The 22,951-nt window shown below is 41.1% G+C and carries 26 protein-coding genes and 1 pseudogene; 10 read left to right on the forward strand and 17 right to left on the reverse strand.

Going from position 1 to position 22,951, the window contains the following annotated elements:
- Positions 1–28: 28 nt before the first annotated feature.
- The 12 genes from madM to MMY79_RS11580 form a co-directional block, all read right to left on the reverse strand.
- Positions 29–793 carry a malonate transporter subunit MadM gene (gene madM, locus MMY79_RS11525; RefSeq protein ID WP_005132241.1) on the reverse strand — a complete coding sequence of 255 codons (765 nt, stop codon included), beginning with the start codon at positions 791–793 and terminating at the stop codon, positions 29–31.
- Positions 786–1,202 (reverse strand): malonate transporter subunit MadL, encoded by a 417-nt coding sequence (gene madL, locus MMY79_RS11530; RefSeq protein ID WP_252608578.1) that lies wholly within the window; start codon positions 1,200–1,202, stop codon positions 786–788. The genes madM and madL overlap by 8 nt, the downstream gene beginning before the upstream one ends.
- 48 nt (positions 1,203–1,250) lie before the next feature.
- The gene (gene mdcH, locus MMY79_RS11535) at positions 1,251–2,189 is read right to left on the reverse strand and encodes a malonate decarboxylase subunit epsilon (protein WP_252608579.1); all 939 of its coding nucleotides are present in this window, start codon (positions 2,187–2,189) and stop codon (positions 1,251–1,253) included.
- 12 nt (positions 2,190–2,201) lie between these two features.
- Positions 2,202–2,810 carry a malonate decarboxylase holo-ACP synthase gene (locus tag MMY79_RS11540; RefSeq protein WP_252608581.1) on the reverse strand — a complete coding sequence of 203 codons (609 nt, stop codon included), beginning with the start codon at positions 2,808–2,810 and terminating at the stop codon, positions 2,202–2,204.
- Positions 2,801–3,628, reverse strand: a complete 828-nt coding sequence (gene mdcE / locus MMY79_RS11545) for a biotin-independent malonate decarboxylase subunit gamma (protein ID WP_252608583.1) — start codon at positions 3,626–3,628, stop codon at positions 2,801–2,803. Before mdcE ends, MMY79_RS11540 begins: the two co-directional genes overlap by 10 nt.
- Positions 3,625–4,476 carry a biotin-independent malonate decarboxylase subunit beta gene (locus MMY79_RS11550; protein WP_252608585.1) on the reverse strand — a complete coding sequence of 284 codons (852 nt, stop codon included), beginning with the start codon at positions 4,474–4,476 and terminating at the stop codon, positions 3,625–3,627. The genes mdcE and MMY79_RS11550 overlap by 4 nt, the downstream gene beginning before the upstream one ends.
- Entirely contained in the window at positions 4,469–4,768 is a 300-nt protein-coding gene (locus MMY79_RS11555) for a malonate decarboxylase subunit delta (RefSeq protein ID WP_252608587.1), read from the reverse strand. The genes MMY79_RS11550 and MMY79_RS11555 overlap by 8 nt, the downstream gene beginning before the upstream one ends.
- A 2-nt stretch (positions 4,769–4,770) precedes the next feature.
- On the reverse strand, positions 4,771–5,655 hold the full coding sequence (locus MMY79_RS11560; RefSeq protein ID WP_252608592.1) for a triphosphoribosyl-dephospho-CoA synthase: 885 nt from the start codon (positions 5,653–5,655) through the stop codon (positions 4,771–4,773).
- Positions 5,655–7,334 carry a malonate decarboxylase subunit alpha gene (gene mdcA / locus MMY79_RS11565; protein ID WP_252608593.1) on the reverse strand — a complete coding sequence of 560 codons (1,680 nt, stop codon included), beginning with the start codon at positions 7,332–7,334 and terminating at the stop codon, positions 5,655–5,657. Before mdcA ends, MMY79_RS11560 begins: the two co-directional genes overlap by 1 nt.
- Positions 7,335–7,445: 111 nt before the next feature.
- A complete protein-coding gene (gene gcvA, locus MMY79_RS11570) occupies positions 7,446–8,360 on the reverse strand; it encodes a transcriptional regulator GcvA (protein WP_252608595.1) in 915 nt (304 codons plus the stop codon).
- 105 nt (positions 8,361–8,465) lie between these two features.
- A complete protein-coding gene (locus MMY79_RS11575) occupies positions 8,466–9,086 on the reverse strand; it encodes a LysE family translocator (protein ID WP_252608597.1) in 621 nt (206 codons plus the stop codon).
- Between the two features lie 79 nt (positions 9,087–9,165).
- Entirely contained in the window at positions 9,166–9,981 is an 816-nt protein-coding gene (locus MMY79_RS11580) for an AraC family transcriptional regulator (RefSeq protein ID WP_252608598.1), read from the reverse strand.
- Between the two features lie 260 nt (positions 9,982–10,241).
- Here MMY79_RS11580 and MMY79_RS11585 point away from each other — a divergent pair, with 260 nt between their 5' ends.
- The 5 genes from MMY79_RS11585 to MMY79_RS11605 all read left to right on the forward strand — a co-directional run bounded on the left by MMY79_RS11585 (position 10,242) and on the right by MMY79_RS11605 (position 15,003).
- Complete coding sequence (locus MMY79_RS11585; RefSeq protein WP_252608600.1) at positions 10,242–11,012, forward strand: glucose 1-dehydrogenase; 771 nt, start codon at positions 10,242–10,244, stop codon at positions 11,010–11,012.
- Positions 11,013–11,103: 91 nt separating this feature from the next.
- On the forward strand, positions 11,104–11,778 hold the full coding sequence (locus MMY79_RS11590; protein ID WP_252608601.1) for a cupin domain-containing protein: 675 nt from the start codon (positions 11,104–11,106) through the stop codon (positions 11,776–11,778).
- Between the two features lie 9 nt (positions 11,779–11,787).
- The gene (locus tag MMY79_RS11595; RefSeq protein WP_252608603.1) at positions 11,788–12,975 is read left to right on the forward strand and encodes an MFS transporter; all 1,188 of its coding nucleotides are present in this window, start codon (positions 11,788–11,790) and stop codon (positions 12,973–12,975) included.
- A 165-nt stretch (positions 12,976–13,140) separates the two neighbouring features.
- The gene (locus MMY79_RS11600) at positions 13,141–13,971 is read left to right on the forward strand and encodes an oxidoreductase (RefSeq protein WP_252608605.1); all 831 of its coding nucleotides are present in this window, start codon (positions 13,141–13,143) and stop codon (positions 13,969–13,971) included.
- 39 nt (positions 13,972–14,010) lie between these two features.
- The gene (locus tag MMY79_RS11605; protein WP_252608607.1) at positions 14,011–15,003 is read left to right on the forward strand and encodes an AraC family transcriptional regulator; all 993 of its coding nucleotides are present in this window, start codon (positions 14,011–14,013) and stop codon (positions 15,001–15,003) included.
- Positions 15,004–15,006: 3 nt separating this feature from the next.
- On the opposite strand, the gene MMY79_RS11610 is transcribed toward MMY79_RS11605, so the two are convergent.
- Both MMY79_RS11610 and MMY79_RS11615 read right to left on the reverse strand, forming a co-directional pair.
- Positions 15,007–15,600 (reverse strand): GNAT family protein, encoded by a 594-nt coding sequence (locus MMY79_RS11610; RefSeq protein ID WP_252608608.1) that lies wholly within the window; start codon positions 15,598–15,600, stop codon positions 15,007–15,009.
- A 42-nt stretch (positions 15,601–15,642) separates the two neighbouring features.
- On the reverse strand, positions 15,643–16,278 hold the full coding sequence (locus MMY79_RS11615) for an FMN-binding negative transcriptional regulator (protein ID WP_252608610.1): 636 nt from the start codon (positions 16,276–16,278) through the stop codon (positions 15,643–15,645).
- Between the two features lie 115 nt (positions 16,279–16,393).
- On the opposite strand from MMY79_RS11615, the gene MMY79_RS11620 reads away from it, so the two are divergent.
- The gene (locus tag MMY79_RS11620; protein WP_252608613.1) at positions 16,394–17,866 is read left to right on the forward strand and encodes a PLP-dependent aminotransferase family protein; all 1,473 of its coding nucleotides are present in this window, start codon (positions 16,394–16,396) and stop codon (positions 17,864–17,866) included.
- Between the two features lie 25 nt (positions 17,867–17,891).
- On the opposite strand, the gene MMY79_RS11625 is transcribed toward MMY79_RS11620, so the two are convergent.
- Positions 17,892–18,581: an LrgB family protein gene (locus MMY79_RS11625; protein ID WP_004792992.1), complete on the reverse strand. Its 690-nt coding sequence runs from the start codon at positions 18,579–18,581 to the stop codon at positions 17,892–17,894.
- 11 nt (positions 18,582–18,592) lie between these two features.
- Positions 18,593–19,024 carry a CidA/LrgA family protein gene (locus MMY79_RS11630; protein WP_252608616.1) on the reverse strand — a complete coding sequence of 144 codons (432 nt, stop codon included), beginning with the start codon at positions 19,022–19,024 and terminating at the stop codon, positions 18,593–18,595.
- A gap of 110 nt (positions 19,025–19,134) precedes the next feature.
- Between MMY79_RS11630 and MMY79_RS11635 the strand changes: the two genes are divergently transcribed.
- From MMY79_RS11635 to yghU, 3 genes are all read left to right on the forward strand, one after another.
- Complete coding sequence (locus MMY79_RS11635; protein WP_252608619.1) at positions 19,135–20,040, forward strand: LysR family transcriptional regulator; 906 nt, start codon at positions 19,135–19,137, stop codon at positions 20,038–20,040.
- A 120-nt stretch (positions 20,041–20,160) separates the two neighbouring features.
- Positions 20,161–20,787, forward strand: a complete 627-nt coding sequence (gene yfcF, locus MMY79_RS11640; RefSeq protein ID WP_252608621.1) for a glutathione transferase — start codon at positions 20,161–20,163, stop codon at positions 20,785–20,787.
- A gap of 32 nt (positions 20,788–20,819) precedes the next feature.
- Positions 20,820–21,668 carry a glutathione-dependent disulfide-bond oxidoreductase gene (gene yghU / locus MMY79_RS11645; RefSeq protein WP_252608623.1) on the forward strand — a complete coding sequence of 283 codons (849 nt, stop codon included), beginning with the start codon at positions 20,820–20,822 and terminating at the stop codon, positions 21,666–21,668.
- 80 nt (positions 21,669–21,748) lie between these two features.
- Here the strand turns inward: yghU and MMY79_RS11650 are convergent.
- A pseudogene (locus MMY79_RS11650) lies at positions 21,749–22,155 on the reverse strand (DUF2000 domain-containing protein).
- Between the two features lie 155 nt (positions 22,156–22,310).
- Here MMY79_RS11650 and MMY79_RS11655 point away from each other — a divergent pair.
- Entirely contained in the window at positions 22,311–22,913 is a 603-nt protein-coding gene (locus tag MMY79_RS11655; protein ID WP_252608625.1) for a LysE family transporter, read from the forward strand.
- Positions 22,914–22,951: the final 38 nt, after the last annotated feature.

Raw genomic sequence — 22,951 nt, forward strand, 5'->3', positions numbered from 1 at the left:
GTCTTTTTGGCTGAGTATTAAATATTGATTAACCAACTAAAGCTTTAACAGCAAAGAACAAAACAGTCGGCCCCATTAAGCAGCCAAGACCTGTATGGAACGTTGCCGTGAGCGCACCGTAAGGCACTAAACGGCGATCTGTAGCTGCTAAACCAGCTGACACACCACTTACAGTTCCTGCTAAGCCACCAAAAATCATGGCAGAACGTGGATTGTCTAATCCCATAAATTTTGCGGTCAGCGGTGTTGAAACCATTACACAAATTGCTTTCACCAGCCCAGTTGCAATTGAGAGCGCCATGACCTCAGAACTCGCACCAATGGCAGCACCCGTAACTGGCCCTACAATATAAGTCACTGCACCTGCGCCAATTGTAGTAATACTTACTGCATCACGATAGCCAAAAATCCATGCAAACATACAACCGACAATAAATGGCAAAATGGTTCCGAGAAATAAAGAGAATGCGCCAATAAATCCGGCTTTTTTCGCCTCAGTCGCCTGTACCTCAAATGCAGTTGCGACAATAGTAAAGTCACGAAGCATTGCACCGCCCATGAGTCCGACACCAGTAAAGAGCGCAAGATCAGTTATGCCCTTTTCACCGCCTGTCATTTTTCCGCCAAACCATGCCAAGATTAAACCAATCACAATGGCAATTGCTGAAGCATGCACTCGTCCCTTGGTTAAATATTTAGATAGCTTGGTCGACAGCCACATAATTAAAGCAATTAAGGCGAAAGCTGTAATTAAACCTAAATGAGTTAAGTCTTTTAATAATAATTCAACCATGAACTTTGCCTCCAATGCGGTTTAATGTGGTGTCTTCTTCCTTAGGTAAAGGGCTTGCTTTGTTATAACGACTTAAACCTGCAATCGTAAATGTACAAACGACAACCGAAACTACCGCCGCAAAGAGTGCCATATGTCCACTAGATAATGCTGTAACCACATTTTGTTGTGCTGCCATAGCAACAACAACAGGGATATACATAGTGCCCCAGAATGAAACGCCTTTTTCGGTTTCAACTGTCATAACACCACGTTTTTCCATCCATAACCGTATGCAAATGAGTAAAATCATGGCGATACCCACGCCACCAACATTGGACTTTACACCCAATAAAACGCCCAACAGATCGCCAACAATAACACCTACCAAGGTGCAAAGTGCGAGTAAACCAACTCCATATATAATCATGACAATCCCTCATATCCTTGGATCATTTATGCTTTTGTAAAATCTGACTCAAAAAGAAAAACAATTTTCCTGTTCTTTTTGCATTGCCATCTGAATACTGTCTATGCGTGTCCCTTGAAATGACAACACGGTTCCTTCTTTAAATGTTCGGCGTGCAAGTGTAGTAAGCACCGTTCCCGGTAAAGCTTCGATCTGCAATCTCACACCTCGCTCCCATGCAGCTTGGATGGTACTTTCCCAATCTACAGTTCGACTCATATTAAAAGCCAAGTCATCACCAATCTGTTCTGGCTTGCTAAGCGTACGAGCCGTTGTACCACTTAAATAACGTATTTTAGGCTGCTTTAAAGTCACTCCCTCCATAGCCGCTGCAAGTTGCTTTGCTTGCTGACTTAATAATTCACAGTGCGATGGCACCGATACATCTAATTTTTTTGCCACCACGCCTTGTTGCCTTGCCAAAACAGCAACTTGGTTCATGGCTTCAAAGCTTCCTGAAATAACGATCTGGTTATGTGCATTAATATTTGCGACAAACACCTCTGGCGCTATTTCATAAATTTGTTTGACCCATCTTTCAACAGCTGCACGGTCTGTACCAATCAGGGCAGTCATACCATAGCCTGTTGGATAGGCGTTTTGCATGAGTTCACCTCGATAGGCAACCAAACGAACGGCATCCTCAAAGGCTAAAACCCCTGCTACAACCGCAGCCGACCATGCACCAATCGATAGACCCGCAACATAATCAGGCGTTAAGTTTTGCGCAGTTAATAGTGTAGAACTCACTACACCTGAAATCAGTAAACAAAGCTGTACTGCACGTGTCGATTGCAATGCAACCGGACTATCCAACATCAAGACATCTTCTTTGAGTGCATTCGATGCACGCTCAAGGTATTCTTTAACCAGAGCAGTTTGAGGTAAATCGTGCAGCATATTGCTTCGTTGCACACCTTGTCCCGGATATACCCAAATTGAAGCCATGATATCTATTCCCTAATTCCATGGGTTTTCTACTAAAACAGCATCATCAGAACGTTTCAATAGAACTTTTTCACTGTTCCCAGCCCATTCTTTTAACGCCAAACCACCTTGTGGAAGTTGAAGCTGTATATCCACATTCAGCCCTACTTGCTGAAAATTTTCGAGTAGCTCAATCGCCTGCATTTTGCTAAAAGGCTGTTCAGCTCGAATCAACAAATCTATGTCACTTTGCTCGGTTACTGTTTTAATGCCCGTTGCCAGTTCAAATCCGAAACTTCCTGTATATCCCCAACATCCTGAAAAGTTTTTCATAATGCTGGAAATGCTCTGTAAACGTTCTGCTAGGTGCTCAAACTGCTGCGTATCTACATGAGTCAGCGCTTCGGGTTTAAGCTGTTTGCTAACAGCAATTCTTGGCATTTGCGCAGCATATCGTTGATAGCGAAATTGTCCTCTTACCCCCACAGCCACCTGATCTACAGGAGTAATTGCCCGTCGAACTACAACAGGATCACCTCGTTGCAAAACCTCTTTCACCCAAAGTGGAGCATCATCGGCCAAGCAATCGACCGTCATGCCCCACAGTAAATCATGGGCTTCAAGCTCAAGTTTCATGACCATTGCTCGCGCAATAATTCACGGACCTTTTTAGACATTTGACGGTTTTTGCCGTGAAGCCTTTGTTCCAATCCTCTAGATTGATCAGCATTAATTTCTTTAAATGCTTGAGCAACCACCTGTTTCGCTAACAGTAGATCATCGGTTGTCGGTTGTTCAGGGTTTTCAACAGATAACAGTTCAGATAACAAACCCAGCGTTGCATAACTTTCAATGTCATAAGCCATTGGAGGAATGCTTGATGCCAATTGCTCTAACTCATCAACTGACCGTAAGGTAACGCGTGCAGCAGATTCCTTACCCATCGCATGCACCATAACACCTGAATCTTTTAAGGCAATAATACGATTGGCTTGGTATCCATGCGCCAAGAAAGCACCCGACATCGACTTACCAACCAATAAACTGACAACAGGATGGCCTGCCAATCTGGCTCTGGCATAACTATCCACTGCACCCGCTAAAGCTTGATGAATACCCAATAATTCTTCGCGGCGCCCGTAGGCCTGACTAGGGACATCAACCAAGCATAAAATGCCGCGTTTAGTTTCTGAATGAACATCGGCTTGAATAACGTCATCAACCGCTTTTGCTAAATTCCAGCCTTCCAGCAGTCCAACTTCACCTTGTCTTGCCCGAGGGAACAGATTATTACTGTCTTGAACAACAGCAATCACACGTACCGCTTGCTGATCGATTTGACCATCGGCCACCCAAACTGAAGCTGGAAAACCTTCAACTGTCTTAAAGCCCTGTGTAAATGCTTTAAACCAATGTGCACCACGTGTAGATGCTTTTAATGTATCAACGGCGATATTCATGCTTGCTCTCCTTGATACAAAGCCACAACCTGTGCTGGAGTAATTTGCTCAGCAGTATCGACTTGTTGTAGCTTCGCTAAATAGAATGAGTAATTTGAACTACGATGCTGATGAGGCACGCCTTGGATTAAATAATCGATAACTTGCTGACGAATTTTTTGACGATCATCGTCTACATAAGCATCTGCCAAACCACTAGCGAAGCGCGGATTACCACCTGTAATACTCCATATAAATGGACGATCTTTGGCATTATATTCTTGAACACCAGCTTCTTGTTCAATCACTTGCGGGCCATTTAAGCCTAAACGTCCTTCTTGTGTCATTACAATATAGCTACATAGACCAGCCGCAATTGACATGCCACCAAAGCACCCTACACTGCCTGCGACCACAGCAATCACGGGTTGATACTGCCGTAAGTTCACAATTGCAGCCTGAATTTCAGCAATTGCAGCCAAACCTAAATTTGCTTCTTGTAAGCGAACGCCGCCCGTCTCTAACAATAAAATTGCCGCTGTTGGAATCCCTTTCAGATTGTCTTCAACTGCAAGTTCTAAGGCACCTGCAATTTTGGCACCACCCACCTCGCCTAAACTTCCACCTTGAAATAAACCTTCAATTGAAATTAAAACCACTGGGCGTTCTTGAATAGATCCTTTTGCAATCACCACACCATCATCGGCTTGAGGCACAATATTCTGCTTAACGAGCCAAGGCGACATGACACGTGCAAATGGGTCGAGTAATTCTTTGTAAGAACCAGCATCTAACAATGATTTCGTACGTTCTCTTGCACTAAGTTCAATAAAATCTTGTTTATTTAACAAGCCTTGAATATCAGTCATGAGCAATCTCCTCCAATGCTTGTTCCAAACGTAAGCGAACGACACCGGGAGTTGCACCAAAGTCATGAATATCAATATTGACCGCTGGTGGTATTTGCGCAGTAAAAATCCGCTCAAAAAGATTGTGCCAACGTGCTGCACTGCCATCTACCGAAGTCACTACGTGAATTGAAGCTTTTCCTGTTTCGCCGGGTTCCATCAAAATTTCTAAATCACCCGAGCCTACACATCCTACCAACGCTTTTTTTATCGGTGGCTCTGTGGCCACAAATTCAAATTGAAGTGTTTCCATAATCAAAATCCCTTTTTATTTTTTCCAGATGACTGCTCAACACGATCTATAAATAGTGTTGCTGCCAATAAATCTGCGGCACCACCAGCGGAAGCTTTCATCCGAAGCAGATCTATCTCTAAAAGATGCAAAGCACGTCGACCTTCTAAGCTTGAGCTACCGCCCAAATCCAGTACTTGCTGAGCACCTTGTTGCATACGTTTTAAACCAGATGTTCCAGAGCGATAAAGCACACATGTATCAGTCAGATCGGTCATCATGGCAAGTAAGGCATCTAAACGCGCGAACTCTTCTTTCATAGGTCTACTACGACTTTGATGAAGTTGCTTTAAACCAAAATTCACAATAGTTGGAAAGCCTTGTTGTGCCTGTTCTTTTGCACCTAAGATGCCTAATCTCTTTTGTACTTGCTGACCATGACTTAAAGCCTGCTTTGGAATAAAACGATCTTCAAGCTGAGCAATCTGGCCTGCTAACTGGCATAGCTCAACAGCCGATAAATATTGCTGATTACTGCGCGCCAATGCTGCTGCCGTAACCATTAACCCTAATGCCCAAATTGCACCGCGATGTGTATTGACACCATTTGTCGCCAACATCATGGTGTTTTCACCTTGGCGACCAATTTCTCCAATGTCTTCACGCAAGGCCAAACAGACTTTTCCATGATGCTTTGCAGCTTGGGCCATTGCCTCAAACATGGGTCCTAAACTTTTCGCAGAGCGCTCCATTAAGTCCAAAGTCAGGTCATCATGTGCACCACTGCCACGGCGATCAACCAAAGCTGGTTTAGGCGTCAGATTAACTTCATCAATCAAAGCTTCGACCGCCATATCTGCTAAAAGCTGACTATCGCTAAGTGTTTGATATTGAAATTGTGCCATCATTACCAACTCCTGAATTTTGCAGGTGGTTGATATAAACCATCAGACCATGTCACCAAGTCGGCAATATTTTTCGCAGCTAAAAGCTCACGTGTTGCATCGGTGCGGCGAATACCTAAATCTTCAGGGAATACTACTAGACCTTCGCTTCTTAAACGTGCTGTTGTTTTAGGGTCTTGAGTTAAACCAATACTGGTCACGCCTGCCACCGCAGCAATCATGGCTTGACGCTCTTCTTGGCTGCTTGCTTTATATAGATAAGCAATGCCTTCTTCGGTGAGTAAATGGGTCACATCATCACCATAAATCATGATCGGTGCTAAAGGTAGGCCTGCTGTTTTAGCAACATCAATCGCATCAAGACGCTCCACAAAAGTCGGCTTACCGCCCTCTTGGAAAGTTTCCACCATTTGCACAACGAGTTTTTTACCACGTGCCAAATAGGTATCTGTTTCATTAGCACCTTGCAAACGCATATCTAACCATGCTGGCGTATCGTGACGACGGCCACGCGGATCATGTCCCATATTTGGTGCACCACCGAAACCAGCCAAACGGCCTTTGGTAACAGTCGAAGAATGTCCCATACCATCAACTTGCAAAGTTGCGCCAATAAATAGATCAACGGCGTACTGACCCGCGAGCTGACACATCATGCGGTTGGAACGTAAAGCACCATCACGTCCTGTAAAGAACACATCAGGACGAGCTGCAACATATTTTTCCATACCCAGTTCGGTACCAAAGCAATGCACGCTTTCAACCCAACCTGTTTCAATCGCTGGAATTAAGGTTGGATGCGGATTCAGTGTCCAGTTTCGGCAAATTTTTCCTTTTAAACCTAAAGACTCGCCATAGGTCGGTAAAATCAGTTCAATCGCCGCAGTGTTAAAACCAATGCCATGATTTAACGATTGCACATTATGCTTTTCATAAATTCCGCGAATTGCCATCATCGCCATGAGTATGTGCACAGGCTTGATATGTTTCGGGTCACGAGTAAATAACGGTTCGATATAAAATGGCTGGTCTGCAACCACCACATAATCCACCCAAGAAGCAGGAATATCGACACGTGGTAACTCTGAGACGTCATCAACCAATTCATTGACCTGAACAATCACAATACCGTCACTAAAAGCCGCAGGTTCAATAAGTGCTGGAGAATCTTCGGTACTTGGGCCCGTATAGATATTGCCTTGACGGTCAGCCATAAAGCCCGCCGAGAGCACCACATTTGGAATGAGGTCGACCACCAAACGTGAATATAGTTCGATATAGGTATGAATGGCTCCAATCTCTAGCAGCCCATCTTCAATTAACTGACTAATACGTAAACTTTGTGGGCCAGCAAAAGAAAAATCGAGTTTACGCGCAATGCCTTTTTCAAATAGGTCAAGATGTTCCGAACGCCCAACACTTGGCATGATCATATGCAAATCATGTAAAATATCTGGGTTGGTTTGTGCTAAAGAACGCGAAAGGAAATCTGCCTGCTTTTGGTTATTTCCTTCGAGTACAACTTTGTCACCTGGTGTAATTAAGGTTTCTAAAACTTTAATAATGTCTTGAGTTGGAATAACCACACCATCGGTATATTGGTTTGCCATCTCTAGTTTTAGTTGTTTGGCATGACGCCGCTTTGTCCATAACCGTTCTTTATTCTGAACTGATCCTTCCATGTGCTTACCTATATAGATCGCAGTTTTGTTCTGTATCTATAAAAACGCTTTATGGAATTTCGATCAATCAACCTACATCAGTGGTTATTAACCTCAGGTTAATGATTAATTTTATATTCGATGAATTTCTTCAAAAAACCATTCCAGACAGATTTTGACTTTAGGCAAGTTTGTATATTCTGGTCGGCATACCAAATAATAAGAAAAAGGTGATGAGAAATGAATTTGAGGAAATAAACGAACCAATCGTCCGGTCTGTATATCTTTTTGCGCCATGACACTACGTGCTAATGCGACACCATGTCCTTCCATTGCAGCCTGTAAAACTGCAGATGAACTGTTGATTTGCATACCTCGGCTAATATTGATGTCATCCAAACCCACACTTCTTAACCAAGATTGCCACCCTGGAAATTGTTGATGTTTTTCCATAGAAAGGTCATGAATTAAAGTGATATTTTTTAGATCGTTCGGCGTTAAGAGTGATGAATGTTCTTTTAAAAATGCGGGTGAACATACGGGATAAACCTCTTCATCCATGAGTTTAATAGCTTCTAAACCTTGCCACTGCCCTTGGCCATATCTGACACCCACATCGACTTTTTGCTCTAAAAAATCTACGGCTTTAAGGTTAATATCTAAACGAATATCAATATCTGGATATTGTTTTTGAAAGTGGTCAATTCTTGGTAATAACCATTTTTCGGCGAATGCAGGACTCACTGCAATATTAAGAACGCCTGATAGAGAATCTTGTTTTAATTTTTCTAAAGCCAAAGTCAGCTTATCAAAACCCGCCCGAATATCTGGTAAAACTGACTCAGCCAACTCAGTGGCAATAAGCCGATTTTTACCGTTAGTTTGTCGATGAAATAAAGGAAAGCCTAGCCAATCTTCGAGTGTACGCACCAATTGCCCCACTGCAGCCGGAGTAACATTTAACTCTTTTGCCGCAGCAGAAAAACTTTTATGTCGCGCGCTGGCTTCAAAAGCACGGAGTGCATTCAAATAAACTGGTGAATTCATGGCACTAAAGATTTTCTTTATGAGGTAACGGAAATTATCTCATTTGTACTCGTAAAACTCTATTTCAAAATGCTTGCATTCAATGCAATTACGATTTTAGTACTTTCAAGACTTAGAACTAAATAGCAGCCTCATACTCAAACTAATGAAACCTAAAGCAAAGCTACGTCTAAGCCATTTCAGTACAGCAGGTTTACCTAATACGTGCTGGCGCATCATTGCTGCAAAAACACCATAAAACATAAAAACCACGAATGTAATTAGCATAAAGATCATGCTCAACAACAACATATCCCATGTTGGCGTAGTCGTATCATTTGCAACGAACTGAGGTAAAAAAGCGAGAAAAAATAAAGGCAACTTTGGGTTAAATAAATTAATAAATACTGCATAACTCATAATTTTAAAGGCTGAATGCTCGGTATGTTCTTGTTCAAAATGAAATGCTCCTTTGTCTTGAAGCGATAGCCATGCCATATATAACAAATAAGCCACACCTAAAAATTTTAAGATGGTAAATACAAAGGTGCTGGTGAGAAATACTAAAGCAAGTCCCAATATTGCAAGCAGCATGTGTGGAATAATGCCAAGTGTACAACCAACTGCTGCAATAAGACTGGCTTTTGCCCCACGAGATAAACCTGTTGCAATGGTATAAATTGCCCCGGAACCCGGTGAAATCACAACAATAAGTGATGTAATGAGAAATTCGATACTAATCTGCATAAGCCTGCTCCAGACATGGATTTTGGCTGAGTATCACAGAAGCATAGAGATAGGTCTTGAATAAAATTGCAGAGATCTTTTAAGACAAAATTGCTTTTTGATAACGACTTGGCGTAATGCCCAACTGACGTAAAAAAGCTCGTGTTAGATGGCTTTGATCGGCGAAACCTGCACGCAATGCAGCTTCAATTATGCTATTTCCCTGCTGTAAATAATGGCGTGCATGGCATACTCGTCGTTGCAACAAATAAGCATGCGGGGTAATTCCAACCTCACGAGAAAAGCTTCTGAGTAATTGGAAACGGCTTAAATCACATAAACCTGCCAACTCGCTCAATGTAACCGTGTGCTCTGCCATATCATCGAGATATTCTTTAGCACGCTGAACAGACGAGCAACGGGTTGGCTGATAGCGCTCCGATAACATGTGATAGCGACTAGCATGCATCAAACTAAAGAGTAGCATTTCCTCCAATGCCACATGCTCAACCACTGGCAAAGCCATTTCTTTGAATAGTTGCAACAGTCGTTGGCTTAAAAGTCCATCACGAACCAAAGGATGCAAGATGGCATCAGCACTACGTCCCTCTGCAAGCAATTCTTGCTTTAATATTTCGGGTTGAATATAAATCATTTGCCAAGCGCGAGGCCCATCAAGCGGAATACCATCATGAATTTCGCCCGGATTTACAATAATGACATCACCTTGGCCAGCTTCAACCTGACCAACCAAACTCCATGAGCGCTGCGCGCCACGCGTAATCACACCAATCCCAAAATAATCATGCGAATGACGAGGGAATGAATGCTCTGTCAATAATGATATTGCCTCTGTTCCAACTATTGGAGGACGCAAAGGATCAACCTGATGGATTGGTCTGGACAATGGGAGCATCCTGACATGACGATGATTTATTCTAGTATTTTTTCATTAAGAGAAAAGAATTCTTTTATAGATATTCAAACCAATATGTTATTGCAAGCATCTTTAGCCATTCAAACATGCTTCATCAACTAAAGATTTTCTTTACCGAACAAGCAGATTATCTCATTTGTGAATAAAAAACTATATTCCTAAAATAAACCTACATTGATTGCGATACATCAGTTTTATAAGTCAATCAATTTATTTTATTTAGTCTTAAGGGTATGCATATGAGTAGATTTTCTTTAAAAGTTGCCATCGTTACTGGTGGCGGTTCTGGTATTGGTAAAGAAGTTGCAATTCGCTTGGTTCAAGAAGGCGCTAATGTTGTAATTGGCGGTCGCGATGAAAATAAATTGCAAAAAGCTGCCCATGAAATAGATCCGACAGGTGAAAAAGTTCGCTACTTTGCTGGTGATATAGCCGACCCTGAAACTGCAAAAAATTTAGTAAAAGTAGCATCTGAAACATTTGGCGGTGTTGATATTCTTATCAATAATGCAGGTGTATTTAACCCAAAATCTTTCCTTGATATTACTGAAACAGAATACGACTGGTTTTTAGATACCATTTTGAAAGGCAAGTTTTTTATGGCGCAAGCTGCTGCTAAAGCCATGCAACAACGTGGAGGCGGCGCAATTGTACAAACAGGTTCGCTTTGGGCATTACAAGCTGTAAAAGCAACCCCTTCTTCTGCTTACTCAGCAGCAAATGCAGGGGTACATGCTCTCACTCATAACTTAGCCATTGAATTAGCCGAATCAAATATCCGCATCAATACCGTAGCGCCAGGCGTAGTAGAAACACCTGTTTACAACACGTTTATGAGCGAAGATCAGGTTAAAGAAGCTTTACCGACTTTTAACTCTTTCCATCCTCTAGGCCGCAATGGTCAACCGGCTGACATTGCCGAAGCGATTTTATTCCTTGCATCAGCTAATGCCTCTTGGATTACAGGAACTATTCTTCCTGTAGATGGTGGTGTGATGGCTGGTCACTAATTTTTCATACAGAGCATTAATTTAACTTGCTAATTCGTTCTGTTTATTTTGTTATTGAATAAAGAGAGTTTAGTTTACGAGGAGAGTATTCATGTTGATCCATGCCGATTTTTCACAGGCTGTGATTATCAAACCTGAAGACTATCACTGGGTGCAATCTCCCCGTGGGGAAGTTGATCGCGTCATGCTTGATCGTATTGGTGATGAAGTAGCCCGTGCGACTAGTTTAGTGAAATATGCGCCACATACAACTTTCCCTGAACATCGACATCATCATGGTGAAGAAATCCTCGTACTTTCAGGCGTATTTACTGAAAATCTAAATCAACACTACCCCGCTGGATGGTATTTACGCAGTCCACATCTGTCAGTACATCAACCGTCGAGCAAAGAAGGTACATTGATTTTTGTCAAACTTATGCAAATTCCTACGTCAGAAACTCAAACCTTACGAATCAATACCAATGACCCAGCACAATGGCAAGAAATAGGTTCGCGTTTAATTTGCACATTGGTTGATGCAAGTTACGAACACACTTATTTAGAAAAACTCAACCCACAGCAATTTTTTACTGAAGATGCCAATGACGGAATCGAAATTCTGATTACCCGAGGTCAATTGGTCGATAAAGAAATAGTTTATGAAACCGGCACATGGATACGCCTACCACCGAAAACACATGCACATTTTCAAGCTGGTTTGTCTGGCGCTTCTATTTATGTAAAAACTGGACATCTAGCCTCAGCTATTGCTGAATATAATTAAAGGCTCTTTATGCTTCAAAATAGAATGCATCGCCAAGTATTCATTTTGGCGAGTTCCCAATCCCTTTTCCAAACTGTTTCTGTCATGGTCATGACCATTGGCGGCTTGGCTGGGGCTAATATCGCAAATACCCCAACACTTGCAACGCTACCCATTGCATCTATGTTTTTGGGTACGGCTTTAATGATGTTTCCAGCCTCAATGTTAATGGCACGTGTAGGACGGCGTAATGGTTTTCTATTCGGTGCTTTTTTAGGCGTGCTTGGTGGCATTATTGCATCAATCGGTATTTTTTATAGCTCACTCATGCTTCTGGCTTTAGGTACGCTATGTGTCGGGGCCTATCAATCCTTTGCTCAATTTTATCGTTTTGCTGCCAGTGAAGTGGCAAATGATGCATTCCGTTCACGGGCTATTTCTTGGGTGATGGCAGGTGGAATTGTTGCAGCACTGATTGGCCCGACTTTGGCTCGTTTTGGTGGGCCTTTATTCCAGCATTTAGAATATATCGGTTCATTTTTAATTATTAGCATTATCTCATTTATTGCGATGGGGATTTTATCTAGCCTATACATTGCCGAGACTATTGAGCAAAAGTCTGACTTTACTGCTGGTCGTCCATGGCAACAGATTGTCTTTCAGCCTACCTATTTAGTTGCTCTGTTTGGTGCAGTAACAGGTTACGGCATCATGATTTTAGGTATGACTGCCACACCAATTGCCATGCGACATTCACACCATGAACTTGGATCAATTACGACAGTCATTCAACTACATGTGCTTGGTATGTTTCTACCCTCATTCTTTACTGGAAATTTAATTGCTCGCTTTGGAGTGCTTAAAATCATGTTTGCAGGTCTTTTATTATTTGCCTGCTACATTGGATTTGCTCTATCGGGTATTCAGTTCGCCTCTTTTGCTATTTCTTTAGTTTTATTAGGTGTGGGATGGAACTTTTTATTTATTGGTAGTACCTCTTTACTCACAGGGACGTATACTGCGGCTGAAAAAGCCAAGGCCCAGGCTATTAACGACATGACTGTTTTTATTGTCGGTTTAATCTGCTCCTTTAGCGCTGGTGCTTTACTCGATTTATTTGGCTGGAAAGCAATGAATATCGCTTTAATACCATGGTTAATAATCACCGCATGCTCATTAATATGGTTAAGCAAAAGACGGCAAGAAGCTTTAATTTAACCGAGTATTTATCTGTTCTTATTTCTAGGAAATAATATTTTTAAATAGTTTGGCGCACTTTGATTAAACATTGTCGCCATTCGATTTGGGTAAATATTATTCAAATTTCTATGATGTCTCTATCGAAAAACAAGTTCCTTAAAAACTTTAGTTGAGAGACAAAATATGAACACAGTTAAAGAAAAAATCATTCTTATCACAGGTGCATCATCGGGTATGGGAAAAGCATTTACCAAAGCATTACTCAAAGAAGGTGCAACTGTTTATGCCGTTGCACGTCGCATTGAAGCCATGAATGAATTAAAAGTGCTTGGCGCACATACATTAAAAATGGATATTACTAATCAGGATGATATCGACCAAGTTATACAAACTATTGAAAAAGAAACCCATGGTGTTGATATTTTAATTAACTGTGCGGGCTTTGGCATGTATGGTGCTATGGAGGATACAACCCTCGCCGATGCCCGTTATCAATTTGAAGTGAATCTGTTTGGTATGGCTTACTTAACTCAAAAGGTTCTGCCTAGTATGCGTAAAAAAATGCAGGGTCGTATTATCAATATTTCATCAATGGGCGGAAAAATCTATACACCACTTGGTAGCTGGTATCATGCAAGTAAACATGCCGTTGAAGGTTGGTCTGACTGTCTACGTTTAGAGTTAAAATCATTTAATATTGATGTTGTTGTCATTGAACCCGGTGCCATTGCAACTGAATTTACGGATGTAATGGTCAAGCCTATGCTTGAGCGTTCAGGCAACAGCGCCTATCAAAAAATGGCAAAAGCAGTTGCCAATGCAACTCATCTATCTGTCGAAAAAGGCGCGCTTTCAGATGTGCAAGTGGTTGTTGATATGCTAATGAAAGCTGTCCATGCATCCTCACCTAAAACACGCTATGTGGGTGGTAAATATGCCAAACTGATGATATTTGTACGTAAATGGTTTGGTGACCGTGTGTTTGATCGTATGGTCATGTCCGTTATTAAATAAATTAAGTGACCAACACAAACTTAATGATGAGATGCCAAAATGAAATATGCTTCAAATTTTGCCCTAAATACTAATTGGAAGTTATTACTTAATGACTTAGGCATAAATGTTGAAGATGCATTACGTTTGGCATCTCTGCCGCTTGATTTATTTAACCGTAAAGATGCAAGCCTTACGCCCATTCAATATTTCAATTTTTGGCATGCAATTGAACAACTTGCAGGAATAAATGACTTACCTTTAAAAATCGGTCAAATGATTACAGTTGAACTGTTTGACCCAGCGATTTTTGCGTGTATTTGTAGTCCCAACTTCAATATTGCTATACAGCGTCTATCTGAATTTAAAAGACTCGTTGGGCCAATGCAGTTACAAGTTGCAATTGATGATGACACAACAACGCTAGAACTCAAATTTTATAATGTATCTACGCCAACGCCCCAAAGCCTTGCCATGTCTGAACTGGTCTTTTTTGCTCAATTAGCAAGAATCTGTACAAGGCATCAGGTTATACCTTTGAAAGTTACGCTGCCCGATTTACCTAATAATCTGGCAGAGTACAAAACATTTTTTGACGTACTTCCACAAAAAAGTGAAAACATTTCAATTGTCTTTTCACGCCAAGATGCGGAACGTCCTTTTTTAACAGCCAACCCAACTATGTGGTCTTTTTTCGAGCCAAACTTGCAACGTAGTCTTATGCAACTTGATGAAAATGCAACAGTTAGCGAAAAAGTTAAAGCAATACTTTTAGAAAACCTACCTGCTGGACTGTGTACGATAGATGATGTTGCTCAACGACTCGCGATGAGCAAACGCACATTACAACGGCTACTTTTAGAAGAACAAACCAATTTTAAAACGCTTTTGGATGTGACACGTCGGTCTCTTGCGCAACATTATTTAGAAAAGTCATCAATGAGTACTGGTGAAATTTCATTTCTATTGGGCTTTCAAGAGCACAACTCTTTTAGCAGAGCATTTAAAAACTGGACGGGGAATACGCCTCAAGAATATAGACTTATGCATTAAATCTTAACGTGGCTTACTCAACATCCATTCCAAATTTTGGCGAACTGCAGCCCACTCATGTTTTAAAATGCTGTAAACGTGTGTGTCGCGTAAAATATCATCTTTCACAATTTGATGGCTTCTGAGTACCCCATCGAGCTTTGCGCCTAAACGAACAATTGCGGCTTGGCTTTGAACGTTTAAAGAAGATGTGCGTAACTCAACCGCAATACAGTCTAAAGACTCAAATGCATGAGCCAACAATAGCTTTTTACACTCAGTATTGACTGGCGAACGCTGTGCAGACTTTCGGTACCACGTCGAACCAATTTCTACACGGCGATGTGCTTCTTCAATATGCATTAGAGTCGTCATTCCTAAAGCCTTCCCTGTTTTTCGGTCTTCAATATAAAATGGCAACATAGAACCTGAATGTTGCAAACCAAGACGTCTTTCGATTTCAGCGGTCATCTGCTCAGGTCTTGGAACACGCGTGTACCAAAGATTATAGAGTTCTCCATCGCAAACTGCTTCTGCGAGCGATTCAGCATGTGTTACATCTAGCGGCTTTAAAATAACGTATTCGCCAACTAGCTCAACAGACGTAGTCCAAGACATCTTTGTCTCCTCAATCAATACTAAATTTCTATATTTTCAAAATTATTTATTTAACTCAGCGACACTGTACATGGCATCCGCTATAGTTTGATGACCAGATTTGAATAGGCCATCTGCCGCCCCTAGAATGTCTCGGTGTTCTTTGTTTTGTCCAAGTTTTGATTTTCCTTGAAGCTTGGTAATTTCAATTTCGATACCTACAATGGCTTTTAACATGGGTTCAAGATAGTCTTTCGGCGCATCTGACATTTTCCATGGTTCCGGTTGAGATGCTTCATGGGTACGAGTTAAACGAGCCACTACACCACGAACATAACGTTCATCATCTCGAATCGTCACTTTGCCATATGCATGCACAACCCTATAGTTCCAAGTAGGCACTTGTCTGTGCTGTTCATGTTTGGATGGATACCAATTTGGTGAAATATAAGCATCACCTGCTTGAAACACGACCAAGACCTCATCGCCATCTTTAATGTCCTGCCAAACAGAATTAATGCGAGACACATGGGCATGGAGTACACCAAATTCCCCTTCATTTTCCTGCAACTCGAATGGAAGATGGTTTGCATCTAAGCCATTATTTCCATGAGTAAAAAGTACCCCAAATGGATGTTCTGTAATAAGAGAATGCAATACATCCAAACGGTTTTCTGCAAAATCATCGGGGATATACATAGCTAAAAACCTCACTGTAAATATCAGGGTTATTTATATTTTGTGTTGTAAATTTTCTGGTTTATGTGGTTTATTAAAAAGAACCACTTTGTATTTTTTTAAGTAGACCAGAATTATGGCAAGAATGGCAAAAGTTGTTGAACTTCCGTCTATTGCAAAAATTGATAAAAGCCAAGGCAAGATTAGTGCTCAACTCACTCAAGCTTTACGCGAAGCCGTACAAAGTGGTGATTTACAGCCCGGCGATCCGTTGCCTTCTTCTCGTGAATTGGCTCAGACACTTGGGGTCGCTCGCGGAACGATTATTGAAGCTTACGATCAGCTTTTAGCTGAAGGTGTTTTTGACTCCCAAGCACGAACTGGCACCTATGTATCTCATGCTTTAGCTAAAAAAACTACGCCGCAACACTCTCAAAAAGAAACCACATCTAGCTCAATCCCTTTGACTAAATCAGCACTTTCTTATGCTCAAGTGCTTAAAGAATTTAAACCGCTTCCCCACACTCCTTTTGCGGTATCTGTTCCGATTGGTCGTACTCAACCAAGTGATATCTGGCGTAAATTCGGTAATAAATTTAGATCGCGAGGAGCCGGAGTTCCTTCGGGTTATGGTGAACCTCAAGGCGTGTTATCACTAAGAATTGCAATCGCAGACTACGTACGTCGATCTCGTTCTGTCCACTGCGAACCTGACCAAATTGTGATTACTCCCGGCATCCAGCAATCACTTTATATTTGCAGCCAGATTTTATTTGAAGCAAAGGATGAAGTTTGGATTGAAGATCCAGCTTATCGGGGTACAACAGCCATTTTTGAGCATGCTGTACAAAACATTCGGATGGTGCGTGTTCCTGTCGATGAAGAAGGAATTCAGGTTGAAACTGGAATTAAGCTTTCTAAACATGCGCGTGCTGCTTTTGTGACACCATCTCATCAATACCCACTTGGCATGCCGATGAGCCTAGCAAGACGTACTGCTTTATTGGCTTGGGCAAAACAGCAAAATGCATGGATCATTGAAGATGACTATGACAGTGAACTCCGTTATAACGGTCAACCCTTTCCATCTTTACAAGGTATGGCGCCCAACCAAGTAATTTATCTTGGGACTTTCAGTAAAGTCCTATTTCCGTCTCTTAGACTTGGCTATGCCGTGTTGCCTAAAGAATTGGTGGCACCTTTTTGTGGGCTCAGAGTATTAATTGATCGGCACCCACCTGCTGCCGACCAGCATGTTTTAGCTGCTTTTATTCAAGAAGGCTATTTAGAGCGGCATATCCGACGTACTCGAAATGTCTATGCAGAAGTCAGAGAATACATTATTGGTTTGATTGAAAAATACATACCTCAAGAGCTGGCTTGGTTACAACCGGGCGATCAAGGCATGCATATGGTGTTATGGCTCGCTCATCATATTAATGACATTGAAGTTGCAAACTCGGCAGTCGATGCAGGCATTGCCATTAAAGCAATTTCACCGACATTTTCAAAAGAGCAACAACGTCCGGGGTTAATTGTTGGCTTAGGCGATTTTGACCCCGAACTGATGAGACAAGCTATCAAAAAACTATCAAGAATTATTCAATAACATGACAAATCAAGTTAGATAAACCCTACAACAGCAACCATAGATGAATGGCAAATGGTCCAATCAATACCATTAAAATACCAGCAATAACCATGGTTAAACTGGCAATTACACCTTCTTCACTATTGCGCTGTTGTGCTCTAACTGTACCAAAACCGTGGGCTGCATTGCCAAAGGCTGCCCCATTTGCCACATTAGAACGGATTTTAGTAATCGCTAAAATCGCATCGCCACAAATCATACCGACCAAACCAGTAATAACGGTAAATAGTGAAACCAATGCTGCCGAACCGTGAATATCTTCCGCTAAAATCATGGCAAACGGTGTCGAAATAGAACGTGCCATCAAACTATTGGTCACTTCAGGGCTAAAGTGGAACCACTGCGCCATTTCATAGGCAGACATCACGCCTACACTCATCCCCACAATAATCGCAATCGAAAGAACCCCAAGGTTTTTACGAATCGTCTCCCGATAGCGATAAATCGGTACAGCAAACGCAACCGTTGCAGGCCCTAATAAATTAACAATCCACTGCGTATCTTCTGCATAAGTTTGATATGAAATTCCAAAAATTGTCATCAAAATGATGGTAAGTACAGGCACGCTAATCGCGGGAGACAACCAAAGTTTTGGATTTTTCTGATAGATTCGCTTTGCCACAACATAGGCTACCAAAGTCCAGATCAGGCAAAGAATTGACCAAATATTCATGTCATTCTCTCTTAGATATGCTTATGTTGAAGACGTTTGCGAGCCTGTAAATAAGCTTTCAAACGATTGTAATAGTGAATAGTCAGACATGTACTGAGCATGACCGAAATGGTCCCAACTGCAATACTCAAGACAATTTGCCATCCTTCGGTCATAAACAAGGTTTTATACTGCACTACGGCGACCACAACGGGCACAAAAAACAGCAACAACTCTCCTAAAACAACAGTTGCTCCCATTGCTACCTGATCCATTTTGATAATTTTAAAGAACAGGCATACAAGCAATAAAAACATACCTAAAATGCCTGCCGAGACAGGTACACCGAGTTTTTGATGTAAGAGATATCCGACCCACCAAAATCCAGCCAAAATCAAAATTTGTTTAACTAAAACTAAAAATGAAGGTTGTGTGGGTGTTCCAGAAGCTGATTCAGTACTCATTTTACGAAATTAGATGGTTAACTACACTATTATGCTACCTCGATGAAATCTGCTAAATATGAATTATTCATGTTAATATTATTCTAAAATGGAATAATCTATTCTTTATTATGCTTTCTCTAAAATCATTACAGTGCTTCGTTACACTGGTAAAAACTAAAAGTTTTACCCGTACTGCTGAAGAGTTGTATCTCACTCAGCCCACCATTAGTAAAATAATACAACAGCTTGAAGAACAGCTTCAGGTCCAGCTTTTGGTTAAGCCAGATCACGGGCGGAAAAGGCAAATCGAGTTAACTGAAATTGGAGAGCGCATTTATCAACATGCCATCGAGCTTCTTCAGGCAGAACAAAACATCTTTCTTGAGATAGAAAATTATCAACAATTAAAAACAGGGACTTTAAAACTTGGCGTTCCGCCTTTAGGTTCACAGCTCTTAACGACTGCTCTGTTTGATTATCACCAGCAATGGCCAGAGATTGAATTGGCTTTTATGGAAGTAGGTTCGCGTGGTATTGAACAGGCCTTACTTAATAATGAGTTAGACGTCGGTGTTTTATTGCAGCCCTTTGATGAACAAATCTTTAATAGCATTGAATTATGTAACTATCCTTTAATGGTCCTTTTACGTCGGGATGCAACTTGGGCAACTCGTAAAAAAATAAATCTAGAAGAACTACAACACCAATCGTTTTTAATGTTTCCTGAAAATTTCTCTTTAAATAGTATTATTCTTGATGCATGTAAGCAGCATGGTTTCTACCCAACCATTGCTTGTCGCACCAGCCAATGGCACCTCTTGGCAGATATGGTGCTACAACGTATGGGAATCGCTCTCTTGCCACAATATTATACAGACATGCTTGACCCGACTTTATTTGCAGCAGTGCCACTCGAAAAACCAAATATTCAATGGCACTTAGTGATGGCCTGGAAAAAGAATCTTCCTGTCTCACCAGCAGTACAAGCTTGGCTTAGCATTATCCATCAGCATTTTCAGCACATTAAGCCCTGACGTTGAACACTGAAATGGCTTAATTCAAAAACCGATAAAGCTTTTCCACAAAAAAGCTACCCAATCTTGGATCAGCTCACTTAGACTAGGTACCATTGTTTTATGACATGGACAATAACAATGAATAATGAACATTTTAAGCTGTACACAGATTCACAATTTCTAAGTCCCTATGCTTTTACAGTTTTTGTAGGGCTACATGAAAAACAAATTCCATTTGAAATAGCGACCATCAACTTAGGTCAGCAAAGCCAGTTTGAAAAGTCTTACGTAGAAAAGTCATTAACAGCCAAAGTGCCTGTACTTGAACATCATGATTTTGCTTTATCAGAATCTTCTGCCATTTTGGAATATATTGAAGAGCTTTATCCAGATACATCTATTTATCCAAAAGATATACAAGCACGTGCAAGAGCAAGACAAATTCAGGCATGGCTCAGATCTGACTTAGTGGCACTAAGAACTGAGCGTCCAACCGATGTTATTTTCATTCGGCCCAAGTCCACTCCACTTTCAGAAGAAGGCCAAAAATCAGCCGAGAAACTGTTCTTTGTTGCAGAAAAGCTTCTCGCTCCTCATGCAGAATTTCTTTTTGGTTCATGGAGTATTGTAGATGCTGAACTTGCCCTAATGTTGCAACGCCTCATTCAAAATGGCGATGCTGTTCCAGAGCATTTAAAAAACTATGCATTACAACAATGGCAACGTCCAACCGTACAAAAATGGCTTGCCTTGCGACATAACTGAACCCTTTATGTACACCAGACACGAGATAAAAAATGAGTGATTCAAACTATATTCCTCCACAAGTTTGGCAATGGACTGGAGAAAAAACCGATTTAAACCAACCTACTTCAGGTGCGCGTTACGAGCATACACTTCCTGTCGGGAAACATCCGCTCCAGCTCTACTCTTTAGCAACACCTAATGGTCAAAAAGTTACTATTTTGCTAGAAGAGCTTTTAGCATTAGGTCATCAAGAAGCTGAATACGATGCATGGCTCATTAAAATTGGTGAAGGACAGCAATTTGGCAGTGGCTTTGTAGAAATTAATCCAAACTCTAAAATTCCAGCATTGGTTGACCATAGCCAAAACCCGCCATTAAGAGTGTTTGAATCTGGCTCAATTTTGCTTTATTTAGCTGAAAAGTTTAAAGCTTTCATCCCGACTGATATTGCTGCACGTACTGAATGCCTTAATTGGTTATTCTGGCAAATGGGCAGCGCGCCTTACTTAGGTGGTGGTTTTGGACATTTTTATGCCTATGCACCCGTTAAAGTTGAATATGCAATTAACCGCTTTGCTATGGAAACTAAACGTTTACTTGATGTGTTAGATCAGCATTTAGCAAAGCATGAATATTTGGCTGGTTCTGAATATAGCATTGCTGATATTGCTGCATTCCCTTGGTATGGTGGTCTTGTTAAAAACTGGGTGTATAACGGCGCAGAGTTTTTAGGTGTTGATCAATATAAAAATGTTCAGCGTTGGGCAGATGCAATTTTAGCGCGTCCTGCGGTACAACGTGGTCGTATGGTCAATCGTACCTTTGGCGATTTAGAAACACAGTTACATGAACGCCATGATGCCAACGACTTTGATACCAAAACTCAAGATAAAGTTTAATCATCATTTCTAAAATAAAACCCACTTTTGCTCAAATAGTGGGTTTTATTAATATATATTATTAAAAATTATTTAGCCTATTATTGATGTAGTGAAAGTCCTTTAATTGCCTTATCAACTGCTTTTTTAGGCCCTCTTAGCGCTACCCCAACCAAATTTAATTGATTTGCATCGTCGGCCAAAAAGACGGCCCGATTATCCTCATCATTTCCTGTAGAAAACATGGCGTGTACATAGGGAATAATCGTTAAATCTTGTTCAATCGCTTTGCGATGCGCTTTTTGCAGTCCTGATAAATCCCCTTCAAATACCAACATTGGCTGCCCTAGCATGTTGCCATATTCATAACCATTTGATCGATATAAGGTTTACCCAACATTTCAGGTACAGCCGAGGCAATTCCCGTTGCCAAAAAAGCCACCACATTTAGCCTTTGCCAAGTCGCAAGATCGTTACGGACAATCAACGCAATTTTTGTGTCAAACATAAACCTCTATCCTGAATCATTTATCTCAAGTCATTCATCATGCCTAATCTAGATTTTTCTCGTCTTGTACGTTTGTGCAAGCGTCATCACAAACGTACAAGACCCTAAATTTACGAATCAGTATGCTGGGTTATTTTTGATTCAGTAGATTCGTTATGGAAATCTTTCTTTATACCTTAAGTGTGATGTATAGCCCCGGCCCAGTAAATTTTATGGGTTTAAATTCGGGCCTTACGGGACAGTTCAAAAAAACAATTTATTTTTTTATAGGTGTCGGCTGTGCCATGTTGATGCTATTCATGATTTTTGGATATATCGGTGCCGCGATCATTCCACAAAATGCCTTGCACTATATTGCTTTGTTTGGCGCGTGTTATACATTTTACCTTTCATATCAAATGCTAAAGTCAGATATTGATATGAGTGATGAAGCCACTGAAGTTCAGGTGCTTTCGTTCTGGAATGGTTTTTGGATACAAGCTTTAAATCCAAAAGGGATTTTAGTCATTTTGCCTGTTACAACCATTATGTACCCCACAGCACACATCATTGGCGTTCACATATTTTTGGTTTCTTTGCTCATTTCAATTGGTGCAGCGGGCGCACCCTTCCTTTACTCGTGCGCTGGTGCAATATTAGGCAAAAAAATTAAAAATAAAATTTGGTTTAATCGCCTAAATAAAACCATGGCAATGATGCTAATCGTTTCTGGCATATTTATGCTTTATGATTTTTTGAAAGGTATAAATCTAATTTAAGATGCAAACTATGTCAGTCTAAAATAGGCTGACTTTTG

Origin of the sequence: Acinetobacter sp. XS-4 (assembly GCF_023920705.1) — a bacterium.
GTDB lineage: Bacteria > Pseudomonadota > Gammaproteobacteria > Pseudomonadales > Moraxellaceae > Acinetobacter.